The sequence below is a fragment of the Bartonella sp. MR30HLJHH genome, assembly GCF_042194195.1.
GTDB lineage: Bacteria > Pseudomonadota > Alphaproteobacteria > Rhizobiales > Rhizobiaceae > Bartonella > Bartonella grahamii.
In genome coordinates this window covers 171384-196320 of record NZ_JBHIMO010000001.1, presented here as the reverse complement: position 1 = coordinate 196320, position 24937 = coordinate 171384, and the positions used below count along the sequence as shown (strand labels likewise).

At 37.2% G+C, this 24937-nt stretch carries 18 protein-coding genes; 10 read left to right on the top strand and 8 right to left on the bottom strand.

The genetic code is table 11. The features are described 5' to 3' along the window. Positions 1-12: 12 nt before the first annotated feature. The 4 genes from ACFIKR_RS00775 to thpR all read left to right on the top strand — a co-directional run bounded on the left by ACFIKR_RS00775 (position 13) and on the right by thpR (position 2462). Positions 13-477 carry an HPr kinase/phosphatase C-terminal domain-containing protein gene (locus ACFIKR_RS00775; RefSeq protein WP_375658444.1) on the top strand — a complete coding sequence of 155 codons (465 nt, stop codon included), beginning with the start codon at positions 13-15 and terminating at the stop codon, positions 475-477. A 134-nt stretch (positions 478-611) separates the two neighbouring features. Continuing rightward, positions 612-1010 carry a PTS sugar transporter subunit IIA gene (locus ACFIKR_RS00770; RefSeq protein WP_375626191.1) on the top strand — a complete coding sequence of 133 codons (399 nt, stop codon included), beginning with the start codon at positions 612-614 and terminating at the stop codon, positions 1008-1010. 17 nt (positions 1011-1027) lie between these two features. Continuing rightward, positions 1028-1321, top strand: coding sequence for an HPr family phosphocarrier protein (locus ACFIKR_RS00765; RefSeq protein ID WP_012754483.1), 294 nt, complete (start codon positions 1028-1030; stop codon positions 1319-1321). Positions 1322-1898: 577 nt separating this feature from the next. Further along, positions 1899-2462, top strand: a complete 564-nt coding sequence (thpR, locus tag ACFIKR_RS00760; RefSeq protein ID WP_375658511.1) for an RNA 2',3'-cyclic phosphodiesterase — start codon at positions 1899-1901, stop codon at positions 2460-2462. A gap of 84 nt (positions 2463-2546) precedes the next feature. On the opposite strand, the gene grpE is transcribed toward thpR, so the two are convergent. After that, a complete protein-coding gene (grpE, locus tag ACFIKR_RS00755) occupies positions 2547-3209 on the bottom strand; it encodes a nucleotide exchange factor GrpE (protein ID WP_375658443.1) in 663 nt (220 codons plus the stop codon). Between the two features lie 124 nt (positions 3210-3333). After that, on the bottom strand, positions 3334-4404 hold the full coding sequence (gene hrcA, locus ACFIKR_RS00750) for a heat-inducible transcriptional repressor HrcA (protein ID WP_273787508.1): 1071 nt from the start codon (positions 4402-4404) through the stop codon (positions 3334-3336). Between the two features lie 514 nt (positions 4405-4918). Here hrcA and rdgB point away from each other — a divergent pair. Then, a complete protein-coding gene (gene rdgB / locus ACFIKR_RS00745; protein WP_375658442.1) occupies positions 4919-5566 on the top strand; it encodes an RdgB/HAM1 family non-canonical purine NTP pyrophosphatase in 648 nt (215 codons plus the stop codon). After that, positions 5563-6762, top strand: coding sequence for a radical SAM family heme chaperone HemW (gene hemW, locus ACFIKR_RS00740; protein WP_375658441.1), 1200 nt, complete (start codon positions 5563-5565; stop codon positions 6760-6762). Before rdgB ends, hemW begins: the two co-directional genes overlap by 4 nt. Before the next feature lie 1621 nt (positions 6763-8383). On the opposite strand, the gene dapE is transcribed toward hemW, so the two are convergent. From dapE to ACFIKR_RS00725, 3 genes are all read right to left on the bottom strand, one after another. Then, complete coding sequence (dapE, locus tag ACFIKR_RS00735; RefSeq protein WP_375658440.1) at positions 8384-9556, bottom strand: succinyl-diaminopimelate desuccinylase; 1173 nt, start codon at positions 9554-9556, stop codon at positions 8384-8386. Positions 9557-9780: 224 nt separating this feature from the next. After that, the gene (locus ACFIKR_RS00730) at positions 9781-10527 is read right to left on the bottom strand and encodes a M48 family metallopeptidase (RefSeq protein ID WP_375658439.1); all 747 of its coding nucleotides are present in this window, start codon (positions 10525-10527) and stop codon (positions 9781-9783) included. A gap of 31 nt (positions 10528-10558) precedes the next feature. Then, on the bottom strand, positions 10559-11338 hold the full coding sequence (locus tag ACFIKR_RS00725; protein ID WP_375658438.1) for an alpha/beta hydrolase: 780 nt from the start codon (positions 11336-11338) through the stop codon (positions 10559-10561). A gap of 195 nt (positions 11339-11533) precedes the next feature. On the opposite strand from ACFIKR_RS00725, the gene infC reads away from it, so the two are divergent. From infC to ACFIKR_RS00710, 3 genes are all read left to right on the top strand, one after another. After that, positions 11534-12052, top strand: coding sequence for a translation initiation factor IF-3 (gene infC / locus ACFIKR_RS00720; protein WP_026500140.1), 519 nt, complete (start codon positions 11534-11536; stop codon positions 12050-12052). A 345-nt stretch (positions 12053-12397) separates the two neighbouring features. Beyond that, positions 12398-12583, top strand: coding sequence for a hypothetical protein (locus tag ACFIKR_RS00715; protein ID WP_375646954.1), 186 nt, complete (start codon positions 12398-12400; stop codon positions 12581-12583). Positions 12584-12647: 64 nt separating this feature from the next. Beyond that, entirely contained in the window at positions 12648-14420 is a 1773-nt protein-coding gene (locus ACFIKR_RS00710; protein WP_375658437.1) for an ABC transporter ATP-binding protein, read from the top strand. Positions 14421-15397: 977 nt separating this feature from the next. On the opposite strand, the gene ACFIKR_RS00705 is transcribed toward ACFIKR_RS00710, so the two are convergent. Next, positions 15398-20056 (bottom strand): translocation/assembly module TamB domain-containing protein, encoded by a 4659-nt coding sequence (locus ACFIKR_RS00705; RefSeq protein ID WP_375658436.1) that lies wholly within the window; start codon positions 20054-20056, stop codon positions 15398-15400. Next, the gene (locus ACFIKR_RS00700; RefSeq protein WP_375658435.1) at positions 20056-22020 is read right to left on the bottom strand and encodes an autotransporter assembly complex family protein; all 1965 of its coding nucleotides are present in this window, start codon (positions 22018-22020) and stop codon (positions 20056-20058) included. Before ACFIKR_RS00700 ends, ACFIKR_RS00705 begins: the two co-directional genes overlap by 1 nt. Positions 22021-22426: 406 nt before the next feature. Between ACFIKR_RS00700 and ACFIKR_RS00695 the strand changes: the two genes are divergently transcribed. After that, positions 22427-23959, top strand: a complete 1533-nt coding sequence (locus ACFIKR_RS00695) for a YifB family Mg chelatase-like AAA ATPase (protein ID WP_375635385.1) — start codon at positions 22427-22429, stop codon at positions 23957-23959. Positions 23960-23970: 11 nt separating this feature from the next. Here ACFIKR_RS00695 and ACFIKR_RS00690 read toward each other — a convergent pair whose 3' ends face one another. Continuing rightward, positions 23971-24876, bottom strand: a complete 906-nt coding sequence (locus tag ACFIKR_RS00690) for a transporter substrate-binding domain-containing protein (protein WP_375658434.1) — start codon at positions 24874-24876, stop codon at positions 23971-23973. Between the last annotated feature and the right edge of the window lie 61 nt (positions 24877-24937).

Genomic DNA, 24937 nt, shown 5'->3' with positions numbered 1-24937 from the left:
AAAGTAAACGGCATGAAAACAAAATGTGAAATACTCCACGCAAATTGTCTTCAATTGGGCGGCAAGGGGCTGTTAATTATAGGTCCATCGGGATCAGGAAAATCAACTATTACCCTTTCTTTGCTCGACCGTGCTGAGTGGTCAAAACGTGAAGCGAAGCTTATCAGTGATGATTATACAATGTTGCGTGCGGAAAATGGAAAGCTTCACGGATACACTCCTGATAATTTAGAGGGCGGTATCGAGATTCGTGGCGTTGGTCTTTATATGATAGAATTTGAAAAGCACACAACTATAGATTGTATTATTTTTCTCGGTCCGGAATATGAACGTTTTTCCACAAATAAAACTTTTCAATTTGAAGATTTGCACATCCCTCTTTTAAAACTTCCCTCTCTTCGTGAAGCCGATTGTACAGCCATTTGTCAAGCTATTGAAGCATTTTTGTTTAGAAAAATATGGCAAAAATCTGTCTAATTTTTTTCTAAAGATAAAAAATCACAATTTTTGCCTTTTTTTTGCAAATTTTTCTTGGCAGCAAAACAAAGCCTTGTAAAATGTCCTTCCCACCAATATGGTCGGATCTTATTAGTTAACAGGAGTTTGCGTAAATGATTGGACTCGTGCTTGTAACGCACGGTGAGCTGGCTGTTGAATTTTTACATGCTGTGGAACATGTTGTTGGAGTACAAGAAAAGTTCGCAACAATATGCGTTTATCCCGATGACGATATAGATCAGCGCCGAGGTGATGTTATAGCCGCAGTAACCGATACAGATACGGATCATGGCGTAATCATATTAACAGATGTGTTCGGTGGAACACCATCGAATATAGCTATTCCTGCTATTGAAAAAGGACGCGTTGAAATGATTGCGGGTGTTAATTTGCCCATGCTTATTAAACTGATTTCTATTCGCAAATGTCCTGATATTTCATTATCAGACGCGTTAAGAATAGCACAAGAAGCAGGGCGTAAATATATTAATGTACCAAGTATGATTTTATAGCGGATAATAAAATACCAATGTTTTCCAAAGATACCCTCCCATGTATAAGTCGTCATTTCAATATCTGTAATAAACGTGGCTTGCATGCACGTGCGTCTGCGAAATTTGTACAAACTGTTGACAATTTTAATGTTACTGTTGAAGTTGAAAAGGATGGGAAAATCGTTGGCGGATCATCAATTATGGGACTTATGATGCTAGCGGCTTCATCCGGTTGCAACCTCACCATTCGTGTTTCAGGACCAGAAGCAACAGATGCTCTTAATGCTCTTGAAAAGCTTATCAATAACAACTTTGGAGAGGAAAACTAGCGCTCTCTCACCATAAATAAGGATGATGATTCTATAAAATAGGAATTGTCCATCATTATTTTGAATTTTAATTTCTCTTCCCGCTTTTATACCAATATTTATATCCATTATGGATTTGCATAATTATCATAAATGTAAAAGCCTATAGTAATTTTATTATACTGGATTTTTCCTTCCTTTCCTAACATTATTTGACCAATTTGAATAGTTCTGCGTACTATGGCTATTACTCAACTTAATCGTATGATTAAATCTTTACAGAAAAAGAGAACTCTTCACCTTGTATTAGAATATGCTTTATTTTAGGCTAAAGACAAATGTCAAAATAATTTAGCACATCAAAAATCTATCAACTTTTCTTATTTTCTGCTAACTTTGTAGTCTTTATAATACACAAGTAATCTTCCATTGCACATCATTGTGATACAGCTTATGAAAACGCAATTCTTATCGATATCATAACCATTTTTAGACATTTTTTTTCAATACTATTGCCTTATTTTCTATGGTACATGCCTCGCCTTTATTATCTATATTGTGCTTGGAATAGCATCTTTCATTATAAGGAGATAATATTATAGGTCGTCTATTTAGTGCCCTTCAAATTCCTCAACAAACAACACAACAACTTGTGTCGTTGCAAAGTGGCTTACCAAATACGCAGTGGATTAATTCGCAAAATTTTCACATCACCTTATCTTTTTTTGGCAAAGTTGAAAGTTCTACCGCAGATATACTTATGCACGCCTTTGACACAATAAAACTCTCTCCTTTTATGCTACAAATAGATGGTTTTGATATTTTTGGTTCAGAAAATACTGCCCCCTCTCTTGTTATTCGCATTAAACCTTGTAAAGCTCTCAATTTTCTACACGAAAAGATGCAATCTATCCGTAGCCATTTAGGTCTAACACCTGATGAAAGAGAATTTACTCCACATATTACTATTGCGCGACTGCTTGATACTAAACCTGAAGACCTTGTTCCTTATCTGTTCTTTCGAAGGAATTTTTCATTTCCTCCTTTTGAGGTTGATCATTTTGTTTTATTTTCATCGCCATTTCCCTCAAGCGATGCCGTGTATGTTGTAAAAGGAAATTGGCCACTTCAAAAATTAAAGGGTGTTTGTCACACCCTTTAAAAACTCTTTGAGAAAAGACCCTATATATATATGAAACTGCAGGGAATACTGCATTTTACGATAGAGGTTTGTTATTGATGTGTTTTAAGCCGAATCAGTTTCAACAGAAGCTTCTTTTGCTCCTCCTTTGGCTACACCCACTATAGCTGGACGTAACACCCTTTCCCCGATAATATAACCTGCCTGAACAACTTGTTGAACAGTATTATCTGGAACATCGGCATTAGGAATTTCAAACATCGCTTGATGAAAATGAGGATCAAATTTTTGCCCCTCTGGATGGATTTTTTGCACCCCATGACGTTCTAATGCTGCCATCATGGCACGTTCAGTCATTTCAACACCTTCTGCCAATGATTTCAAACCAGCATCACTTTCCCGCGCCCCTTCTGGAATAGCTTCCAAAGCACGATTGAGATTGTCAGAAACCGATAACATATCCCGTGCAAAATTAGCAATGGAGTAAGCCTTTGCATCCGCCACATCTCGCATAGTACGGCGTCGAAGATTTTCCATATCTGCAACAAGACGTAACAGCTGATCTTTCAGTTCTTTATTTTCATCCTGCAAAGACGCTAAAAGATCACTAACCTCATTGCTTTCTTTTTCCACGTCTTCGTGTTCCTCTGTTGTATGTGTTTTTAAAAATTCATCGGCTGCCTGTTTAAGTGTATTACGATCAGCTGGATTTTTTAAATCACAATTTTCAAATGAAGCGTCAGTAAATTTGTTTTTTTCATCAGACATAAAAATTTTATTCCTTCATAAGATTCGTTATTCTCGATATCGAAATTCTACAGACAAAAATCAAGGGGTATCGATGTATATAATACAATGAGCTTTTATAGTACAAATACTTACCTGCATCGTTTTAACGCAATAACTGTGACACAAGTTGAGCTGTATAATCAACCATGGGCACAATCCTTGCATAATTAAGCCGTGTAGGACCAATAACGCCTAAAGCACCAATGACTCTTTGTTGTGAATCACGATAAGGTGCTACAACTAAAGAAGAACCAGAAAGTGAAAATAACTTATTTTCTGAACCAATAAAAATTCGAACTCCAGAACCTTCATCCGTTAAATCGAGGAGCTGTGCCATACTCTCACGCGTTTCAAGATCATCAAACAAATGGCGTAATCGTTCTAAATCTTCTTCTGCTTTCACATCTTCAAGTAAATTGCTACGCCCGCGAACAATGAGGTGTATTTTATGATCAGCACCTTCTCCTCCCCAAAGAGCTAATCCCGTTTCAACAAGATGATGCGATAAATCATCAAGCGCAGCCCGTGTTTCTGCGCATAAGCGGGCAATTTCCCCTTTAGCTTCACTCAATGTACGTCCTTGGATATGGGCATTGAGAAAATTCGTTGCTTCCGTCAATTGTGCATGGGTAACCCCCTCTGGCAAATGAACAATACGATTTTCAACTTCACCTTGTTGAGTCACCAAAACGGCAAGAGCGTGCTCCCTATCAAGGCGCACAAATTCAATATGTTTCAATGTTCCTTCTTGTTTTGTTGCTAAAACAAGCCCTGCCCCACGTGAAAGATCTGAAAGAACTCGGCTTGCTTGAACAAGAAAATGTTCAACCGATTGTGCATGACCAGCCTCTTTGACTTGCATTTCAATATTTTCTCGCTCTTCGTTTGGCAAATCACCCGCTTCCATAAATGCATCTACAAAAAAGCGTAAACCTGATTGTGTCGGCATTCGACCCGCAGAAACATGTGGTGCATAAATCAAACCGAGATGTTCAAGATCACTCATCACATTGCGAATCGTCGCAGGTGATAATGTCTGTCGTAAAAGCCGTGAAAGATTGCGTGACCCTACAGGTTCACCATCATTAAGATAAGCTTCAACAATATGGCGAAAAATATCACGTGAACGTTCATCAAGATATTTTAGTTCATTATCAATAGTTTTGTGCTTCATCACAATTGTTTCACTACTTTTAAAATCCTCATCTCTTATATAAGTTTTGCCAAGGTTTGGTCAAATAGTCTAAAGTAGTATAAGAACATATTATCCTATTGAACCGTAAAATTCTAGCTTTCAGAGTGATGATTGATAAATTACGCAGGAGGTATTTTTTGTTAGAGTGTGTGAAAAATATTTAAGATTAAGAGTTGATCTATAAAGTGGTCTACTGTAGAGACTTTCCAAGAGAATCTGGATTGTTTAAAAACCGCTGTAAGTAGAAAATTTCACCTTTTAGAGCAAGCCGGAAATTGGAAATTTACCATAAAAGTGCTATCATCAAAAAGACATGCCTTTCATATTTTTGCAAGGTTATCTTTGTACAAGATAAAAAATTTTATTGGAATAAAATATCATAAAACGTGTAAAATAATCATATCATGTAAAATCAAGCAGAATGTGTGTATATGGTATTTAAGCTGGTTTTTAGCACAAAAATAGTTCCCCTTTCATTTTTGGAGAAATCTATATGAGAAGCATCGCAGATAAAAAACTTGTCATTGCTACACATAACACCGGCAAATTGCATGAAATCACTACTTTAATTACGCCTTTCGGTTTAATAATACAATCGGCAAAAGAACTGGGCTTACCAGAACCAAAAGAAACGGGAAAAACATTTGAAGAAAATGCTTATATTAAGGCTTTTTCAGCAGCAAAAAAGACAGGACTTCCTGCCCTTTCTGATGATTCAGGTTTAGAGGTAGATGCATTGGAGGGTGCGCCAGGCGTTTATACCGCTGATTGGGCAATTCAAACCGATGGCACACGTAATTTTCCAAAAGCTATGAAAAAAATAGAAAATGAACTCCAAAAAGTCGGAGCGCGAGAAAAAAGCCAACGAAAATGCCGTTTTATATCCGTCATTTGCATTGCATGGCCTGATGCTCATGCAGATTACTTCCGTGGATGCGTTGAAGGAACATTCATTTGGCCTCCACGGGGAGACAAAGGCTTTGGTTTTGATCCTATTTTTTTACCAGATGGATATGAAAATACCTTTGGAGAAATGTCAACAGAGCAAAAACACAACTGGAAATGTAATGATATTCCCCCTCTTTCACATCGCGCACGTGCTTTCAAACTTTTGGCAGAAAACCTTTTAGCATTCTCATGAATGAACCTTTTGGCATTTACATTCATTGGCCCTTTTGTGCAGCTAAATGTCCTTATTGTGACTTTAATTCGCATGTTCGCATCCATGGTGTTGATCAACCACGTTTTGTCACCGCCTTTAAGCGCGAAATAGAAACGCAATACCACAAAATAGGCCCACGCCATATTACAAGTATTTTTATTGGTGGGGGAACTCCTTCTCTTATGGAGCCGCAAACTGTCGATGCCCTATTGAAAGCACTTGCAAAAAAATGGGTAGTCGATGATAAAGTTGAAATTACATTAGAAGCTAATCCATCCAGTGTGGAGGTAGAACGCTTTCGTGGATACCGTGCAGCAGGTGTTAATCGCTTATCTCTAGGGATACAAGCGCTCAATGATAAAGCATTGCGCAAACTTGGCCGACTCCATAATGTGGAACAAGCTCTTTGTGCCATTGCTTTAGCACGGCAAATTTTTCCACGTTTATCCTTTGATCTCATTTATGCCCGCCCCGAACAAACCCTTGAACAATGGAAATCTGAACTTGTACAAGCAATTGATTTGGCAGCAGACCATCTTTCTCTTTATCAATTGACAATCGAAGAAGGAACTGCCTTTAAACGGCTTCATGATGCAGGAAGACTTATCCTTCCCCCATCAGAGCTAGCAGCAGATCTGTATCATCTTACCCAAGAAATAACAGCACTGCACGGACTTCCCGCCTATGAAATCTCAAACCATGCAATACCCGGTGCTGAATCAGCACACAATCTTCTTTACTGGCGTTATCACCAATATGCAGGCTTTGGTCCAGGAGCACATGGACGTTTCATTGAGCACACACCGAATCATTCCTCTGCCTGTTCAAAAACATTGTCATCACACCTTGAAAACCGCGAACGTTATGTCACAATAAATGAAAAGCATCCCGAACAGTGGCTTAATTTGGTAGAAACAACAGGACATGGCTGTATTGAAACGGAATATTTAACCACTGAACAACAGGCAAATGAAATGCTCCTTATGGGATTACGCCTTTGCGAAGGCTTAGAGCTTATACGCTATGAAACCTTAAGCCCTAAACGCATCCCAATAGAAAAACTGATCGATTTACAATACCAAGAATTGATAGAAATGGTGGATAACCAACGCTTAAAAGCGACAACCAAAGGACGTATTGTTCTTGATCACATCATCAGCCAACTCGCAAACTAAAGTTTTTATAACAACATACTTATTTTAATCATAATCATCATTTTTCATAGAAACGGCGAGATTAGAATATCGTGAGATTCTCTCATTTCAAAACTATTTATAGTAAATTAGTTACCACCATTTGCTTACACCTTAAAAGTAGAGAAGCGTATGGATAAAAGCTATAAAAAAGAAGTAAAAAGAACTCTTATGAACACCCTTAAGTACTAAAAGCTATCGCAATATTTTGAGCTAGAAAGTGTATGGTGGTCTAACTTTTTTTCATAAACGTAAAGATGGTGAGGCACTGTAGACTTTATACATTTCACGGAAAATTTTATATTACACTATTCATAAGCACCGTAGTTGCACGAATGTGACAAATATTGAGAAAATTTCTTTAAAACAAGTATGTGAATGCATAATACGATAATGTATTGTTTTTTATGAAATCGTGGCACCATTTAAAGAACCAGAGAAATAAGCATGAAACCATGCATTAAGCTCTGATTATTTAAAAAGATATTACTCTAGATACTTTTGAAAATCGTAAAACCGAATAAAAAAGGAGAGTAAAAAAGCACGTTGATTTTCACCTTTATACCTTTATATTTTCCCTCAATGAGGTTGTGGTTGTATGTCTGTTTCAGAGATTACAAAGAATAGATATACACAATACTTTTATCCTATTCTGGCATATAAAAGCTGTTGTCGCAAAAAATACTGAACCAATATTTATTTGAGATACGCGGCTGTATGATTGGTATTGATTTATAGGTCACAGGAAAATCATGAACTTTATTAAACAAACAATGCACTTAAATGGCAAATATACCAGATATGAATCGAGATTGCTTTGTTAGCGAGCGAAATGATAGTAATCCCATATGATCTTACTTGCGTACATGCTTATGAGTATCTGTACGCGTCCTTTAAGGTTATTTTATTAAAAAATTGAGAATAACACTAGGAAAATCCTTGTCTAAAGAGGTCAACGTGCTGCTACAAAAGAATTTCTGTGTATCTTTATCATAACCAATATTAAAGCTGATTAAATAAGCTCACCTTCTATCTCGTAATGATTTTGCAATGGAAGTTTTTAGGGAAAAAAGAAGGAGAAAATATATGAAATAAAACAAACTTAAAGCGCATCTCTATGGGCTTTACTCTAAGAGAGGCTAATTGAAACAAGAAGTGCCTTTTATGAGAGTGCAGAAACCATATTAAGGCATGAGCTGTGAATGAGCGCATTTATGCTGTACAAATTTTTTACAATAGCAGCATGTTTTTGTGTGTCTTTATGGCTTCAACCTATCATCACACAATGATGATATAATATTCATTGTTTTCCCTATATGATTGCGCGTTGACTTCCTTTCTACACTTAAAGAACGAATATTTTTAACCTAATATGGTCTGTAAACAGTTCTGCTTCTTAAAGCAGGTCGCGCTTGGCTTTCCAGTTATGTAATTCACTTAACGAAAGACTCTACAGGCAAAAATCACAACTTAAGAATATTCATCACTTATTCTAAACCCACTTAATATATTAAGTCTTACGTGTCTCATATTACCACACCTCAAATGGCAATATCTTAGGGCACAACAAGATAAAGGTATTTTTGAACCAGCAATCATTTCTTCATGCAAAAAAATCAACAATAAAACGCTCATAAATAGTAGTAAGCGTTTCCACTGCATCAAGGGCTACACACTCATCTACCATATGCATCGTTTGCCCTGGTAAGCCAAATTCAACCACTGGGCAATAATCCTTAATAAATCGCGCATCTGAAGTACCACCAGAAGTGGAACATTCTGGTATATTCCCTGTTACACTTTTAATAGCATTGGATAAAGTCTGAATGAGTTTATCATTTTTGGTCAAAAAAACATCTCCCAAACTTGGAATCCATTCAAGCTGATAGTAGGGTAATTGATCATTCTTATTTTTTTGCTGCACCAAAGCAAGGCGTTTTTCAATTTCTGTTATAAGCGTTTCTTTTGTCCAAAGATCATTGTAGCGTATATTAAAACGGATTGTTGTTTGCGCTGGAATAACGTTCACCGCGGGATTCCCCGTATCGATGGTTGTTAATTCCAAATTACTTGGTTGAAAATTTTCTGTCCCTTGATCTAAGGCTTTTAGTGTCAATGCTTGAATAAGCTTATTTACTAAAGGCAATGGATTGGCTGCCCGCTCAGGAAAAGCAACATGCCCTTGGCGCCCTTTAACCGTAATGATACCAGAAATTGATCCTCGACGACCAATCTTTACCACATCACCAACAGTTTTTACGCTTGTTGGTTCTCCGACAAGAGCTGCAGTCCATTTTTCCCCTTTTTGCTCTGCCCATTTCAAAAGTTTTACCGTACCATTAAGTGCAGGACCTTCTTCGTCACCAGTGATCAAAAGGCTTATTGTTCCTTTAATAGACTGTTTTTCTAGAACTCGAGCCAACGCCGCAATAAAACAAGCGATCCCGCCCTTCATATCAACAGCGCCCCGCCCATATAATTTCCCCTGATCTATGACAGCTTCAAAAGGTGAATAGGTCCATTCATCCAATGCGCCTGGTGGTACGACATCTGTATGACCTGCAAACATAAGATGGGGTCCTTCATTTCCCATTTTTGCATAAAGATTTTCAACATTATCTGTATTTTTATCCGTAAAAATAGGGCGCTCAACATGAAATCCCATTTTTTTCAAAAATTGTTCCAAAGTTGATAAAGCCCCTGCTTCATGAGGTGTAACAGAAGGACAACGGATAAGTCTTTGTAATAGCTGAAGTGGATCTGTAAGAACAGGCATAAGCTCCCCTTCCCATTTTTTTATAAGTTATCGGAACTTAAGGTTATTACGCTGAATTACAAAAAAGATAAAGCAAAAACATTGAAGACACTCAGCAAACCAAGCAGGGGAGAACAATCGTGCTGAGAGCTTCAATGGCTTCCTCATTATGCATGAGCAAGTACACACACAACAAAACACTCGACAAAAAGTTCCGTTAAATATTGCCTTCATTGGAAAGCTTTTTACGCCTTTAAATTATATGAATCAAAATTAATTGCGTGCAATCTATGAGCATTTTCCTTCAACCAAGCACGATACGTTTTACTATCAGGACATAGTTCTTCACAAAGAGCCCAAAATCTTGGACCGTGATTCATTTCAACAAGATGAGCAACTTCATGAGCAACAACATATTCCACAACTTCTTTTGGTGCCATAACAAGGCGCCAAGAAAAAGAAAGACGCTTATCTATTGAACAAGACCCCCAACGACTTCTCGTATCTTTATAACAAATTGATTTGACTTTACGCTCTACTTTATGGGCATAATGTGCCACCAAAGGTGTTATAATATGTGCTGCTTGTTTTTTCAAAACGTCAGCAACACGCCTTGGCAAATATTCTAATTGACCATAAACGATAATTTGAGGGTCTTGTTCTGCATCTCCTGCAATAATTTCCGTCACCCCACGCCCTTCTCTATGCTTTATGGAATGGCAAACACCCAATAAAGGAATCGTTGCCCCCTCTTTGAGATAAGCATTTTCATGAGAGATTTGTACACGAGCAAGACGTGCCTCAATCCAAGACCGATGCTTTTCAATAAAACTTTGAACCGTACAGAGACTTATCGCTGGTGGTGTTGTTACACAAATCCTCTGTCCGCTCGCATCAATACGTAAGGTAAGACGGCGCGCGCACTTATTTTCCCGCACCCATACAGATACAGAGCGATCAGAAAAAATAAAATGCTGTTTAGAAATGCTCATATATTTTTATCTTCATCAATAAATGTACCCCTTATTTTGCATTAATCTGATTAATAAAAGATCTCAATACCGTTTCGAGGCAATCTAAATCTTGCGGACGAGAAAAGCGATGACCTGCATCACGAACAAGTGTCAATGTTACATCATGGAGAGGTAAATGATCAAGTAAAGTCAATGTATGCTGATAGGGAATATCTTCATCTTCCATCCCTTGTAAAATATGGACTGGACACCCAACATCAATGCATCCTTTCATAACACAATTTTCGCGTCCATCTTCAATCAATGTTTTTGTAAAGGGCATTGGCTCTGTATCATCAACTGCAGGTCGTTCAATATAGCCTTTTTCCTCCAAAATCTTCCATTCTTCTGGGCCTAATTTTGGTTCCACCAATGTTTGTGTAAAATCAGGTGCTGGAGCAATCAATATCATGCCAGCAAGCTTCTTATTTTTCTGTACTAGCATCATAGCAAGCTTTAGCGCAATCCACCCGCCCATAGAGGTGCCAATCAAAATTTGTGGCCCTTCACAATAATTTTCAAAAACCGCTAAACTTTCTTTAACCCAGCGTGAAATCGTTCCTTGAAAAAAATCACCTTCAGATTCTCCATGTCCAGAGTAATCAAAACGTAAGCAGGACAAATCATTCTTCTGAGCAAAACTATCAACCAACATCGCCTTATCCCCTGACATATCGGACAGATAGCCATGAAGCCAAACTAAACCTGGAGAATGGCTGCCTTTGCGATAACGTACTGCAAGTGCGGTGTTCTCAAACGAAAAAAACTGACAAGGAATATTTTGATCCATGATTCTTTATCCTCCATAAAACAATTCCTTTAAATTAAGAGAAAAACTTTTATAATCTAAATCATTCCCAAAAGTAATAAATCAAATAATGAAAAAGACACGAATTATAGTTGTTTTTAGGTGCATAATTGTATATTAAATTAACTGTAGTTGAATCAAAATTAAGGAGCATAAACCATTCGTAAACCGTTTAAAATGACACCTACCCAAAAAGACGGACCGCGTTCAAATCAGGATATCCGAGTACCTCATGTTCAGCTTATCAATGATGAGGGACAACATCAGGGGGTTGTTGCGATACAAGAAGCTCTTGCTATGGCTGCAGATGCGGGGCTTGATTTGGTTGAGATTGTACCAAATGCGGAGCCACCCGTATGTAAAATCATCGATTTGGGCAAATTAAAATATCAAACCCAAAAAAAAGCTGCTGAAACACGTAAGAAGCAAAAAGTCATCGAAATCAAAGAGATTAAGATGCGCCCAAATGTTGATGTCCATGATTATGGAGTCAAACTCAAGGCTGTTCATCGCTTTATTGATCATGGTGATAAAGTAAAGATTACTTTGCGTTTTCGTGGTCGTGAGATGGCTCACCAAGATCTTGGATTAAAGCTTCTTCAGCGTGTGAAAGAAGATACAAGTGAAATTGCCAAAATTGAATTGGAGCCAAAGCTTGAAGGCCGGCAAATGATGATGGTGATAGCACCTAAATAGTTTTGCATTAGAATAATATTTGCATGCAACTCATCAAAATAAGCGTATGGCATTATTTAGAAGCACCACATAGAGTTTTTGTGGTGCTTTTAAGGTTTTATAAATGTGTATAAATCCTTTTAAGAGTTTAATAATGCTTTATCGATTTATAAGAAGAATTCGTTATTTTGCATATTAAATGAGAAAGCTCAAACATCGTAAGGTCTTCTTATTTCAAGCTCTCTTATCATGCAATGTGGCAAAATTGTTTGCTTACACATCACAAACGGAGATGATACATAAAAATTATTAAAAAAGCAGAAATGTTTTTTGTGAGCTATTTCAAGTGCCAAAGGTTATCACAATATGGAAATTGGTAAATACAATGGTGAAACTCGCCGTTACCTTTTATTGAAAATTAAAAATAATGATGAACAGCGAATTTTCATTATACCTTTTACAGAAACTTTGCACTACATTTTTCACTCTCGCCGTCGTGAAATTGATGTGATGAACCTTGAAAGAAAAGGCTATTTTTGTAAAAAAGATTAAGAGGCTTTTTAATTAAGAATGTTTCAATCTTGCATAAAATAATGAGAGAATATGGAAGCACTTCATGGCTAAAAAACAAATTTCCTCTTTTGATAAACATCTTATTATCCGCCTTTTGCGAGAAAATTTTCGTAAACATATGCGTTGGTACAGTGCGGCTATTTTCTCAATGATCATCATTTCTTGTACCACAGCAACCAGTGCATGGATTATGCGTGATGTTGTTAATCAGATTATTGATGCACAAAATTTTCCTATAATTGTTTTGATTTCTAGCTTCATTGCTTTTATCTTTATTCTCAAAGGAGTTGCAACTTTTTCCCAAACTTACTTTCTAAACAAAGCAGGCAATAGTATCATTGCTGAACAACAGCGTAAAATTTTTGCACGACTTATGGAACAAGGAGTCTCTTTTTATCATAATAACACTTCATCTGATCTTCTTGTTCGTGTAACTCATAATGCGACAGCTGTACGTAATATAATTGATACTATTATCACAACTTTTGTACGTGATTTGCTTTCCGTTAGTGGTCTGTTGCTTGTCATGTTCATTCAAAACTTTGTGTTAATCTCCATTACTTTAATCGTAGGACCACTAGCTTTTTTAGGCGTTCGAATGGCTTTAAAACGCGTTCGCCGCCTGATGGAAAAAGAGCTCCTTTCACTTGGTGAAATTATCAAAATCGTACAGGAAACGGCTGTTGGTATTCGAATCATCAAGGCCTTTTCACTAGAAGAAGTCATGAAAAAACGAATGGACAAAGCCATTTGTGATGTTGAAAAACAAACAAACAATATTGCAACACTCGAAGCTATTACCAGTCCGATTATGGAAACACTCACGGGTGTTGCCATTGCAGGTATTATTTGTTTTTCCGGTTATCTTGCAACCCAACGCGCAGGTGTTCAAGGTGAATTTATGTCCTTTATTGTTGCTTTACTTTTAGCGTATGAACCCGCAAAAAGGCTAGCAAATGTACGTGTCAAAATTGAATCTGGCTTGGTCAATATCCGTACGATGTTTGAAATACTCGATTGTCCCCTTACAGTTATAGAACATAAAGAAGCTAAAGATCTGAGTAAAACGCAAGGAACTATTCGTTTCGAACATGTTTCTTTTGCATACACTAATAACAAAATGATATTGAAAGATATCAACCTAGAAATAGAAGCCGGAAAAATGACAGCATTAGTGGGACCATCCGGTTCGGGAAAGTCAACCCTTATCAACCTTATTATGCGCCTCTATGACCCCACAAAAGGACGCATATTGATTAATTATCAAGATATTCGCTACACAACATTTCGCTCTCTGAGAAACCTGATGGCCTATGTAGGACAGGATACTTTTCTCTTTCAAGGAACTGTTAAATATAATATCGGGCTTGGAAAAGAAGGGGCTAGTGATGACGAAATTATCGAAGCAGCAAAAGCAGCAAATGCTCATGACTTTATTATGAGTTTGCCAAATGGTTATGATACACAGATAGGTGATAATGGCTGTAACCTTTCAGGGGGGCAAAAACAACGACTCGCTATCGCTAGAGCAATGATTCACGATAGCGAAATTCTGATTCTTGATGAAGCAACGAGTGCGCTTGATTCACACACCGAAGCACAAATTAATGAAGCCATTCAACACCTTACCAAAGGACGCACAACGATCATTATTGCTCATCGCCTTTCAACGATTGCTCGTGCTCATAAAATTGTGGTCATACAAAATGGACAACTGATTGAACAAGGTACTCAGAAAGAATTGCTAGCAAAAGAACATGGATTTTATAAAAAACTTCATAATATCCAGTTCAAAAACATACCTCCTAATTTCTAAATCCTTAAATAAGATTTGAAATAAAAATGGACAGAAGGTAATGCTCCATTTATAAAAAAGTCTTGTTACCAAGCAAAAATATTACTTCAATCAAGAATTGGCAAAGAATTTATGGTTTATTAAAAATAAACTTCTTGGATTTAGATGAAAACTTTACTCGCCATTTTGTTGAATACAATTGACTTTAACAATGAAACTTCAAAAACCCTTTCCTTTCCTCAAATAAGTGTTGAAACATTCATAAATGTTGCCAATCCTAAAAGAGAGAGCATCAAGGTTTAAAAAAATTGCCGCGGATTATGATAATGAATCTGTATTAATACAACCTTTATCCGTGTTTATCCCTGCACTGACAATTTTTCTCCACACATCTTAAAGGACAAAGATTCTACCCAATCTGATCTGTAAACAATCCAGATTTTTATTGAGTTCGTTCCACTTGATAACAACTTATGTGATTCACTTATACAAGGCTTACTCTAAATATTCACCACGTGCTTTCAAAATACTTTGTCAAAAAAGCTTACATGCCTTATATCACCAAACCTCAAATGTCAGTCTTTTATGGTACAACAGGATAAGCTGATAATTATAAGTTGTGCTGCAAATTGTAGATACACTCAACGTAAAAGAAAAACATTGAAAAAATAAGAGAGGATTTATTATAAAACTTTTGTACTGTTGTAGCTTTCTTTAAAGCAAGCTTTGCTGTTTTTTCTATATCTAGAAACTAAAGTGATATTCCTCCAATACCTTAACTTCTTGAAGAAGTTTATAAATGCATAACGTTAGTGCTTATATAAAGCTATGATTTCAATATGCAAAAAAAACAATAAACAAAAATCGAATATTTCAGATATATTTCTTCACGCCTCAAAAAAATCTTCTTCTTTTATAGGACTTTTAGCCTATGTCTTCTTCCTCAGATTTAGAAATGAGAGACAAAAAACGAAGAATTTGTTTTTTAAATTCAATCTTTAATAATCTCTTTCATAAAAGAGACCAATACTAGAATTTTGTTCATTTCCTATGGCACCTTTAGCTTTGAGATGACGCGAAATATCTAAATTAATTGTCCCTTTCGTCGTTCCATCGGACCCTGCTTCAAAGCCCAAATAAATATTATTGTGTATGTAGCGTCCAATACGTAAGCCTGTATTACCCTTCTCATTAACGATAACATCAAGATCATCAAGCCCAATTTTAGTTCGTAAAGTATTCAACAAAGATGTATTAGAAGCACCTGCAAGATCAGCCGCTGCTGCTGCAAGTTGAGCAATCTGAAATGGTGATAATTCATTAAGAGAGCGATTAAAAATCAAACGCGCCAAAATCTCATCCTGAGGCAAATTCGGTTGTGAAGAAAAATTAATATCAAGATTATCAATCGTCCCACTTACAGTTACAGTGACTTGAATATCACCACTGTTATTGTTGGTTACAAAATAAACCGTAGGATTAAGATTACCGCTAAAACTCGCTTGTCCTTGATCAAAATTAAGACGTTGCGAAAGAATATCAAAACGTCCACGAATCATTCTAAATTCACCAACTGGATGCACATCATTCAATGGACCTGCTAGATTAATGAGTCCTCCCAGTTCAGCATCTAACCCTTTTCCGCGTACAAAAAATTGATTGCGTGCTGTAATACGCATATTTGATAGCACAACAGATGAAGACTTTTGTGTAACTATACGGCTTTTGCTTTTGTCCGTGTTCTTAACATCAGCACGTTCAAGTGTTGTTTGAATCGATTTAGTTAAATTCTTATTTCTAACATCAAGAAACTTGGCACTTTTAAAATTATCAGGAACAAAAACTTCAGCTTTTTCAACGATGATATCACCACCAAGAACAAGATCATTTAAAAAATGACCTGTCATTGTCATCTCACCTGATAATGTTGCCAGAATCATAGAACCATCATTATAATTGGCATTATCAAGATGAAATATCAAATCTGTCTCTAGATCATTAGAGATACGACCTGAAGCAGAAATTCTCCCCCCCTCAAACGAAGAAGCTGAAGCTTTCTCTATAAGGATATGATCACCGTTCAATTTGCCTTCAAGCGTTATATTATTCAACCCTACATTTGTTTGTGAATCAAAAAAGCTACCGTCGCCTATAGAAATATTTCCTACCAATTGTGGCTTTGATAACGCCCCATTAAGAACTGTATCAATTCTTGCTGTACCCGTTATATGTGCACCACGCTTGGCTAATAAGAGATTAACAAAATCAAGAGGCATTATCCCTTTAACGTTTAATTTTGCCTCTGAACCATTAAGAGATACAGGCCCATGGATGGAAAGATCTAATCCTTTATCTCCAGTAGCTATCATATTTTCAATATGAAAAGTCGATTTTTTATAAGAACCATGAGCATTTATATTGATTGACATTGGTCCTTTATACGTCATAGCGGTTAAATTTTGACTAGAAAGCTCAAAATGAGCAGATGGATCCTTCATTGTTCCACCAATATCAACTTTGCCTATCATTGTCCCATCAAGCGCTTGTCCTGCAATAAAACCATTTGCCAAACGTGCAGATAAATTTTGCAAATTAATATGAAGATCAAGCTTATTTTTCTCTAGAGATACATGCCCCTGAGCTTGTGCTTGTACTCCTTCTCCTGTTAAATTTGCATTTAAAGTAAGATTTTGATCTACAGTGTTTCCCGTAGCAGAAAGAGAAAAAGGCATAATTTTTTTATCTTGAAAAGCAACGGTTGTCAGTCCTTCACCTTTTATATCGTAAGTTATATCAGGTTTTTTTAAATGACCACGAATCATAACATGCCCTGTTACACTCCCTGCTGCTCCAAGATCGGCTTTCCACAGATTGACTAAAGTAGCAGGAAGCGCATTCATTGTAAGTTGCAAATTCAGGGTATCTTGAATATTCCCTGCTAAGATGATGTTGCCTCCATTTATTGCAATTCCTAATTCATTGATTGTCATTCCATCTTTATCAAAAGCAATTATAGATGGTTTCAGCAATGTTGCATGAAAAGTGTGTTGTTTTAGATCCACAGTTTCAATTTGCACTTCTCGTTTTATACTTTCTGGAAGTTCCTCAACCATTAAACGACCAGAAAGCTGTGCATTGAGAGTATCATGCAACATCGCTTGGACAGTAAAAACCGTTTGTCCATTATTTCTATCGGCGTGAGCATTTAAACGATTGACCATTATCAAAGGTGTTTGAATATGTTCTGCATTGATAACTCCTTCAAACTGTGTCATGCCAAAAGGATCGAATATATCAGCATCTATTGCCAATTTTTTTATTTTATTCTTGGAAAAATTTAAATGGTTAATATGCGCCTTCACATTGGTTTTTTGTCTGCCATTTTGTTCATCAAAAATAAAATCTCCTTTTACTTCTCCACTACCATCCTGCAAAAATAACGCTGACAGTACGGAAATATCATCGGCATCAATATGCAGCGCTCCTTTCAAAAAACCCCCAAGTTGTTGAGAAAGAGCACCCGTTATTTTTGCACTTCCCCCTCTAATATCGATATTTTCAAGTTTTCGAATTTTATGAGAATCTTTAAAAGAGGCCGATAAATGCAAAGGTTTCTTAGCAAAAATCCCTTCACCTTTTACCACCCCCGTTAAAGCAGTAACTGGTGCTGTATTATCTACAAGTGCATCTATGTTAAATGTTGTGTTTTGAAGTTTCTTCCCTACGATTAATGCTTCAGCAATATGGGCACGTGTATTTAGTTTTATATGGCTATTGCGCCCTCTCGCCGTACTTTCAATTGTAAGCGCACCGCTTATCTTTGGATCTAATTTGGACAAATCAGATATTTCAGCAGATAGATCCATTTTAGCGCTTTCATCTGAAAAATAACCATTAGCCTTTATGTTTGTATATTGATTTTTCAAATTAAAATGACGAAAAATGAAACCCTTCGTATTTCGAGTAGCACCACCTGAAAGAGTGATGTTTCCTTTGAATAAACGATCAAAAGACTGCACGCCTATTTTCATATCGTCAGCCATTCCTGATAATTGGAGATCAAAAATGCCACTCAATAAATTGATCGTTCCTTTGGCTTTAATATCGGCACTACCAGAAAGTGATTGTTTACTGAACACTTCCAAAGGAGTTAATGTTTGAGCTTTTAAACCGAGGTCGCCTTTAAAAACAAAATTCTCCATTGTCCCTTTTAACCAAGAAGAAAAACCCTGAGCCGTAACACTCAGATCATGAATCAAAATTGGTTTATTCGAAACAATATCCGTATCTAAATGCACATGAACCGCTTGGCTTAAATTTTCTACTAACGCTCCCTTAATTTTTTTAACCCCTTGAAGCGTCCCTTTAACCTGAACACCAACATGACGAGAAGCTGCATTATCAAGATTTTCGCTTACTCCTCCCATATCAAAAATTGCATCGCGAATATAAATATTTTTATTGCTTAAATGACCTACGACCAACCGCCCATTCCAAGATTGTTGCCCTTCGCGACCATAATCAATGTTCAAAGCAAGAGTATTGGCAGGTTTTGGCACTTCTGATACAGGTAAATGAACAGACTCCTGTTCATTATCAAGAGCCATTTTACCATCAACAAAAAGCCGCCGCAAAAATCCATCGGCAGTTATTTCAGCATTGGCTATAACATTCATTGCTTTGCTCTGAATAACCATCTGATCAAGGTGTGTCACACCTTCTTTTGTTCTTCTTGCCTTTGCTTTTAATGTTATATCAGATTCGAAGAGACTATGATATTGAGAAGGCATTAAAGGGCTCAGTGTTCCCTCTAATTTCGTAGAAAAACTGTGTCCTTCTGGAACACTTGCAAGAATAACATTACCATCTAAAATAGAATGATGATCAGACTCTAAAGAAAGTTTGATAACCAAATCATCAAAAGTACCATCACCTTTCACGACGAGATTTAGTGCTGGACGTTGTTCAATGTTAAAAATATTCGCCAAAATACCATTTTGTGGTTCGTTAGCAGAAATATCAATTTGAGCTGTACGATTACTATCAGATATCTTGGTGAGAACAGAAAAAGAACCCGGTGCATCTAAACGATGCGCCGCTATATCGACATCAAAATTACCACTAGCTAAAGTGAAATTGCCTTTTAGGGACATATCAGCAGAAAAACCAAAAAGATTCTGTTCAAATATCACATGTTGAGCTGTAAGCGTATTGATAGAAAGAGCAAGCGGCAATTTTGGTAAAGAGAACTTACCCGTCTCAAGGGAAGAAACAAAAGAAGAATTGCCTTGCGGTTTGCGTAAAAATGTAACCTGTTCTGCCGAAAGCTGGTTAATATCCATCCGCCCTCTCAGTAACGCTAGACGATTCCAATTCATTTTAGCATTGGTAATTTTAAGCCAAACCCCTTTTTTATCACTGACAGTAATAACATCAATTGATGTTTGAGAAGACAGTGTGCCTTGCATATTGTATAAACGAACTTGACGATTGGGCGCTGAAAGCTTTCGTTCAATTAAAGAAACAAACCATGAGCGATCATCTTTTTTTATTTCACTAGAGGGAAGAATATCTCCTCTTTGCGCAAAAACAAAACCACCCACCCCAAAAAACAACAATACAAAGAAGAAAGCTGATAACTGTACACCTTTTTTCATTAAAATGCTTGCCCTATACCCACATAAAAACCAATACGAGGATCACCCTTCTCTCTCTTTAAAGGAAAGGCTAAATCAACGCGTAAAGGACCAAGACCCGTCATATAACGACCTCCTATACCGGCTCCCCATTTAATTTTTTGAGAAAAATCAAAATTCGCCTTTTCCCCTACTAAACCTCCATCAAGAAAACCGACAAACCCTATTTTATCATTTAAAGAAACACGCAATTCCGCCGATCCCTCAACAACCGCCCGCCCACCAACAACCGCATCATTTTCTGTTTTGATACCAATATTACGGTAAGCATAACCACGAACAGAGCCACCACCACCAGCAAAAAAAAGCGTATTCGCGGGGATTTGTGCTGTATCATTCCCAAGAATTGTACCAAGCTTTGCCCGCGTAGCAAAAACAAAACGATCTCCTTCATCCAACGCCCAGTAAGAACGACCTTCTGCTGTTACTTTTGCAACAAAGTTGCTAAAACGCATCTCATAAAAAGGCTCAATGAAAACTTCACCATATAAACCTTTTGTTGCATTAAGCTTATTATTACGACTATCGTAAATCAAACCACTAGGGAAACCTATTGTTGTAAAATTACGGCTCCCAAAATAAATATCACGTGAATAACCATTTGAAACTTCTACAGCAGCCTGTCCCGATAGATTACCATTGAAAATATGCGTAATCCCTAATCTTCCTTTGATGGCTTTTGTCGTATAATTTTCTAGAACATCTTGTTGTATTTTTAATTCTGACCTAAGATCTGTATCTGGCGTAAATACACCAGGCTTTATAAACGTGCCACCGAAAAGATAATCAAAATTTTTAAAATTATACGATTGCTTTTTATTGCCACCAACACCACTTATTTTTGTTTCAATTTTAAGAACCTCTGCATGACCAAAAAGATTGTTATGCATCCAATAAGCTTCAAAACCAGCACCATCTAATGTTGAATAGCTACCACCTACACCAAAACGACGCGGTTTACGTTCTTGTACAACAAGTGCAAGCGGTAAACTGCCATCTAAATTAATGGTGTCAGCCTCACGTATATTGATAGCACGAAAAACACCAAGGCGCGCAAGACGTTCATTCGCCTTAGCTAACGCATCGGAATCGTATTTCTGACCTAGCTTCAATCCGGTCATCCATGCGATATAAGCTGAATCTACACGTGGTTTCTTACTTATATTACGCACACTTAAAGGACCATAATGAGCCTTTTGTCCAAGATCAACAACAATCCGTCCTTCAACACGCAACGCAGCATGATCAGCCACGACCTCACTTTTCATAATTTTAGCTTTAGCATAACCTTGTTGACGCCATCCTTCTATCGCCCATTTTTCTGCTTTCAAAATGGTTTCAGATTTAGCAATAGCCCCAACTTTATAGCCCAATTCTTCAATTGTGGGTATTTTATGCGCTTTACGTTTTTCAAACGGAGCTACTTTATCAATATCTGCAATACTAAAAACATATTGTGGACCGGCATTAATTGTAATAACAATATTGGATTGTGCTGGAAGTTGAGTTACCGGACTTAAATCAGCGACTTCTAAGCCATTAATTTTAATACTAATAACACCACCGTAGCGTCCATCAGCATAAAGAGCAGAAAGAATTGCTCGATAATCTGAGCGCGCCTTGGCTAGCAAACCAGAAGAACTGGCGGATGCTTTCTCTTTATCCGCAACAAGAGAAGAAACAGATTTAACTATTTTTATACCTTCTAATGGCGCACCTAGCGGTGCAACAACATCAACTTTATAAAATCTCTCTGTACTTTTGGCATAATTTGAAGGAGAATTTGTTTTCTTTTGACCAAAAAAAGGTATGCCGAAAAAATCAAATGCAGCAAGTGGCTGTGGAAAAGCAAAAGCGAAACACAAGCCTATAAATACACAGCGCACAGTCCCTGATTTTAATAAAATTCTTGCTTGGTATACCATAAAATCAGATACCTTATAATACACTTTGCATCTACTATACTTTAAATAATATAAAAATAAGAAAGGTAAATGTAATTACTTTGCACATTTTACACGTTTTATCACATCAAATAACACTCTGCGATACATAACGTCACCCTCCCCTTATATTTTCATAAAATTTTGCACTGTTGTATAACACGAACAGCCTCATTCTTTTTCCTTAACATATTTATTTAGCTTATTATAAATGTTTTATTGCGTCCCATACTATCATGGTTAAATTTGTACAAATGACTTTCCATGAGGACGCTAAAAAACTGCCTATGTATATAGATCTCTCTATAAAAAAAACCATAGAGATGCTTCTTGATTTTTATGCATAGGTATGATTGTCTCTACAAAGTCTAAAGGGGAAAATAAATAAATGATCGCACGTGTTACAACTGTTGCTTTTCGCGGTCTAGAAGCAGTCCCTGTCGATGTACAGGTTATGATTTCGTCTGGTAAAATAGGAATGGCTATTGTTGGATTAGCTGATAAGGCAGTTGCAGAAAGCCGTGAACGTGTGCAAGCAGCCCTCCACGCTTGTGGACTTTCTATGCCTACTAAACGGATTACGATTAATCTTGCACCAGCTGATTTGCCTAAAGAGGGCTCGCATTATGATTTGCCAATCGCCGTAGGCTTAATGCTTGCTATGGGAATCCTTCCTCCTGAAGTAGCACAAGACTATATCATTTTGGGAGAATTATCACTGGATGGTTCACTTACCGCTGTTAATGGTGTTTTACCAGCTGCCATGACAGCTTTATCACTCGATAAAGGACTGATTTGTCCCTTCCAATGTGGACCTGAAGCTGCTTGGGCAAATGCAGAAATAAATATTCTTGCCCCAGAGACTCTGCTCACTATAGTCAACCATTTCAAAGGAACCCAAATTCAAAAACGTCCACAACCACGCCAATATACTATCGAAACTGAACTCCCAGATCTTTGCGAAATCAAAGGACAGAAAACAGCCAAACGTGCCTTAGAAGTTTGTGCTGCTGGACGCCATAACCTTTTGTTTGTAGGACCTCCTGGTGCTGGGAAATCTATGTTAGCGCAACGCTTACCTTCCATTTTGCCACCTCTTGATAGCCGTGAGCTTTTAGATGTCTCTCTGATTGCTTCTATTACAGGAGAAACGGTTCATAATACCATTTCACTTCATTGCCCCTTTCGTTCCCCACATCATTCTGCTTCCATGGCCGCAATGATTGGTGGGGGACTTAAAGGACGACCGGGAGAGGTCTCTCTTGCCCATAATGGTGTGTTATTCCTTGATGAATTGCCTGAATTTTCTCCGCAGGTTCTTGATTCTCTTCGTCAACCCTTAGAAAGTGGGGAATCGGTTATCGCCCGCGCTAATCACCATATTAGCTATCCTGCTCGCTTCCAACTCATTGCCGCAATGAATCCTTGCCGTTGTGGTATGGCAGGCGAAAAAGACCATGTTTGCGCTAAAGGAATACGCTGCCAAATCGATTATCAGTCCCGTATTTCTGGTCCTCTGCTTGACCGAATTGATTTACGGATTGATGTCCCTGCTTTGACAGCTATGGACCTTATGCAACCAGAACAATCAGAAAAAAGCTGCGATGTTGCCAAACGCGTCGCACGATGCCGTACCATTCAAGCTAAACGTTTTGCAACAATGGGGTTTGATCATATTCGCACCAATGGCGATTGCCCTGCCAAAATTATAGAACAGATTGCCATTCCTGATAAAAGTGCGACCATACTCTTACGAGATGTGAGTGAAAAAATGCACCTCTCTGCACGCGCTTATCATCGCATTCTCAAAGTTGCACGCACAATTGCTGATCTTGACGGATCAGATAATCTTTCACGCTATCATCTCGCAGAAGCTATTTCCTATCGATTAGGCGCAGAAAGATTAACAGCTCTTAACTAAAAAATTATTCATCAATAAAAACTTATTGGAAAATAACGCAAATAAAGTTCTGTAAGTTTACCATCCTCTTCTAGAGATTTCAGCGCATAATTGAGTACATCAACCAATTTTTCATTCTTTTTTGCAACAGCAAGCTGCATTCCTTGTCCTAATAACTGTGGCGCCATATATGCCCCCCCAACAAAATGGCAGCAATCGACAGATTTTTGTTTTTTGAACCATAACGATAAAGCAAATCCATCATCAAAAATAAGGTCAATTTTACGCTCTTGTAATGCTTTATAGAGCTCTTCTCTCTTTTTAAATTCTTGCCATTTTGCTTTAGGAAAATAATGATGAAAGAGGTTTTCGTGAATACTTTTAGACAAAACACCACTGGTTAAATGTACCAATTGATCGCTTATTGGCTCATCGAGATCTAAAAGTCGAGAAGCAACAAATCGCGCTGGAAAGCGCAAATATGATTTTGTAAAAACAAGATCTTGCTGGGTTTTACTTGTTTCTTTTAAACCCGCAATAATGACTTCTGCACCACCATTTTTAACATGTTCTATAAGCTCTTTCCAAGGAATTACTTCTACTTCACAAAGCTTCTCTAATTTTAATTTTGAGCAAATAGCGCGCAATAAATCGATATTATAACCTGCAAGATGCCCCGTTTGATCAAGGAAATTAAAAGGAGGAAAATCAAAAGTTGTTACAAAACGCAAACGAAGAATATCCGTCGTATCAGGTTGTACCAAATGTTCATGCGAATCAAAAAAAGAAGGCAACCTTTCAGCTTCTGCGTAAGAGGAAAATAGAACCCCCCCTGCTACAAATAAAATACGAATAAAAATATTGTATGGATTATTGAATAAAAAGTACCATAAACGCAATTGAAGATGTTTTATATATATAGATTTTTTTATTTTCAAAATCTCTCCCCCATTTTTAAAACTAAGATGCAACCCTTCTCAGTTATTATCTAACGCACTT

Bases quoted from the DNA above. Each gene is read 5' to 3' on its own strand.
- ACFIKR_RS00775 (WP_375658444.1), top strand. From the start codon at position 13: ATGAAAACAAAATGTGAAATACTCCACGCAAATTGTCTTCAATTGGGC.
- ACFIKR_RS00770 (WP_375626191.1), top strand. From the start codon at position 612: ATGATTGGACTCGTGCTTGTAACGCACGGTGAGCTGGCTGTTGAATTT.
- ACFIKR_RS00765 (WP_012754483.1), top strand. From the start codon at position 1,028: ATGTTTTCCAAAGATACCCTCCCATGTATAAGTCGTCATTTCAATATC.
- grpE (WP_375658443.1), bottom strand. From the start codon at position 3,209: ATGTCTGATGAAAAAAACAAATTTACTGACGCTTCATTTGAAAATTGT.
- hrcA (WP_273787508.1), bottom strand. From the start codon at position 4,404: ATGAAGCACAAAACTATTGATAATGAACTAAAATATCTTGATGAACGT.
- rdgB (WP_375658442.1), top strand. From the start codon at position 4,919: ATGAGAAGCATCGCAGATAAAAAACTTGTCATTGCTACACATAACACC.
- hemW (WP_375658441.1), top strand. From the start codon at position 5,563: ATGAATGAACCTTTTGGCATTTACATTCATTGGCCCTTTTGTGCAGCT.
- dapE (WP_375658440.1), bottom strand. From the start codon at position 9,556: ATGCCTGTTCTTACAGATCCACTTCAGCTATTACAAAGACTTATCCGT.
- ACFIKR_RS00730 (WP_375658439.1), bottom strand. From the start codon at position 10,527: ATGAGCATTTCTAAACAGCATTTTATTTTTTCTGATCGCTCTGTATCT.
- ACFIKR_RS00725 (WP_375658438.1), bottom strand. From the start codon at position 11,338: ATGGATCAAAATATTCCTTGTCAGTTTTTTTCGTTTGAGAACACCGCA.
- infC (WP_026500140.1), top strand. From the start codon at position 11,534: ATGACACCTACCCAAAAAGACGGACCGCGTTCAAATCAGGATATCCGA.
- ACFIKR_RS00715 (WP_375646954.1), top strand. From the start codon at position 12,398: ATGGAAATTGGTAAATACAATGGTGAAACTCGCCGTTACCTTTTATTG.
- ACFIKR_RS00710 (WP_375658437.1), top strand. From the start codon at position 12,648: ATGGCTAAAAAACAAATTTCCTCTTTTGATAAACATCTTATTATCCGC.
- ACFIKR_RS00705 (WP_375658436.1), bottom strand. From the start codon at position 20,056: ATGAAAAAAGGTGTACAGTTATCAGCTTTCTTCTTTGTATTGTTGTTT.
- ACFIKR_RS00700 (WP_375658435.1), bottom strand. From the start codon at position 22,020: ATGGTATACCAAGCAAGAATTTTATTAAAATCAGGGACTGTGCGCTGT.
- ACFIKR_RS00695 (WP_375635385.1), top strand. From the start codon at position 22,427: ATGATCGCACGTGTTACAACTGTTGCTTTTCGCGGTCTAGAAGCAGTC.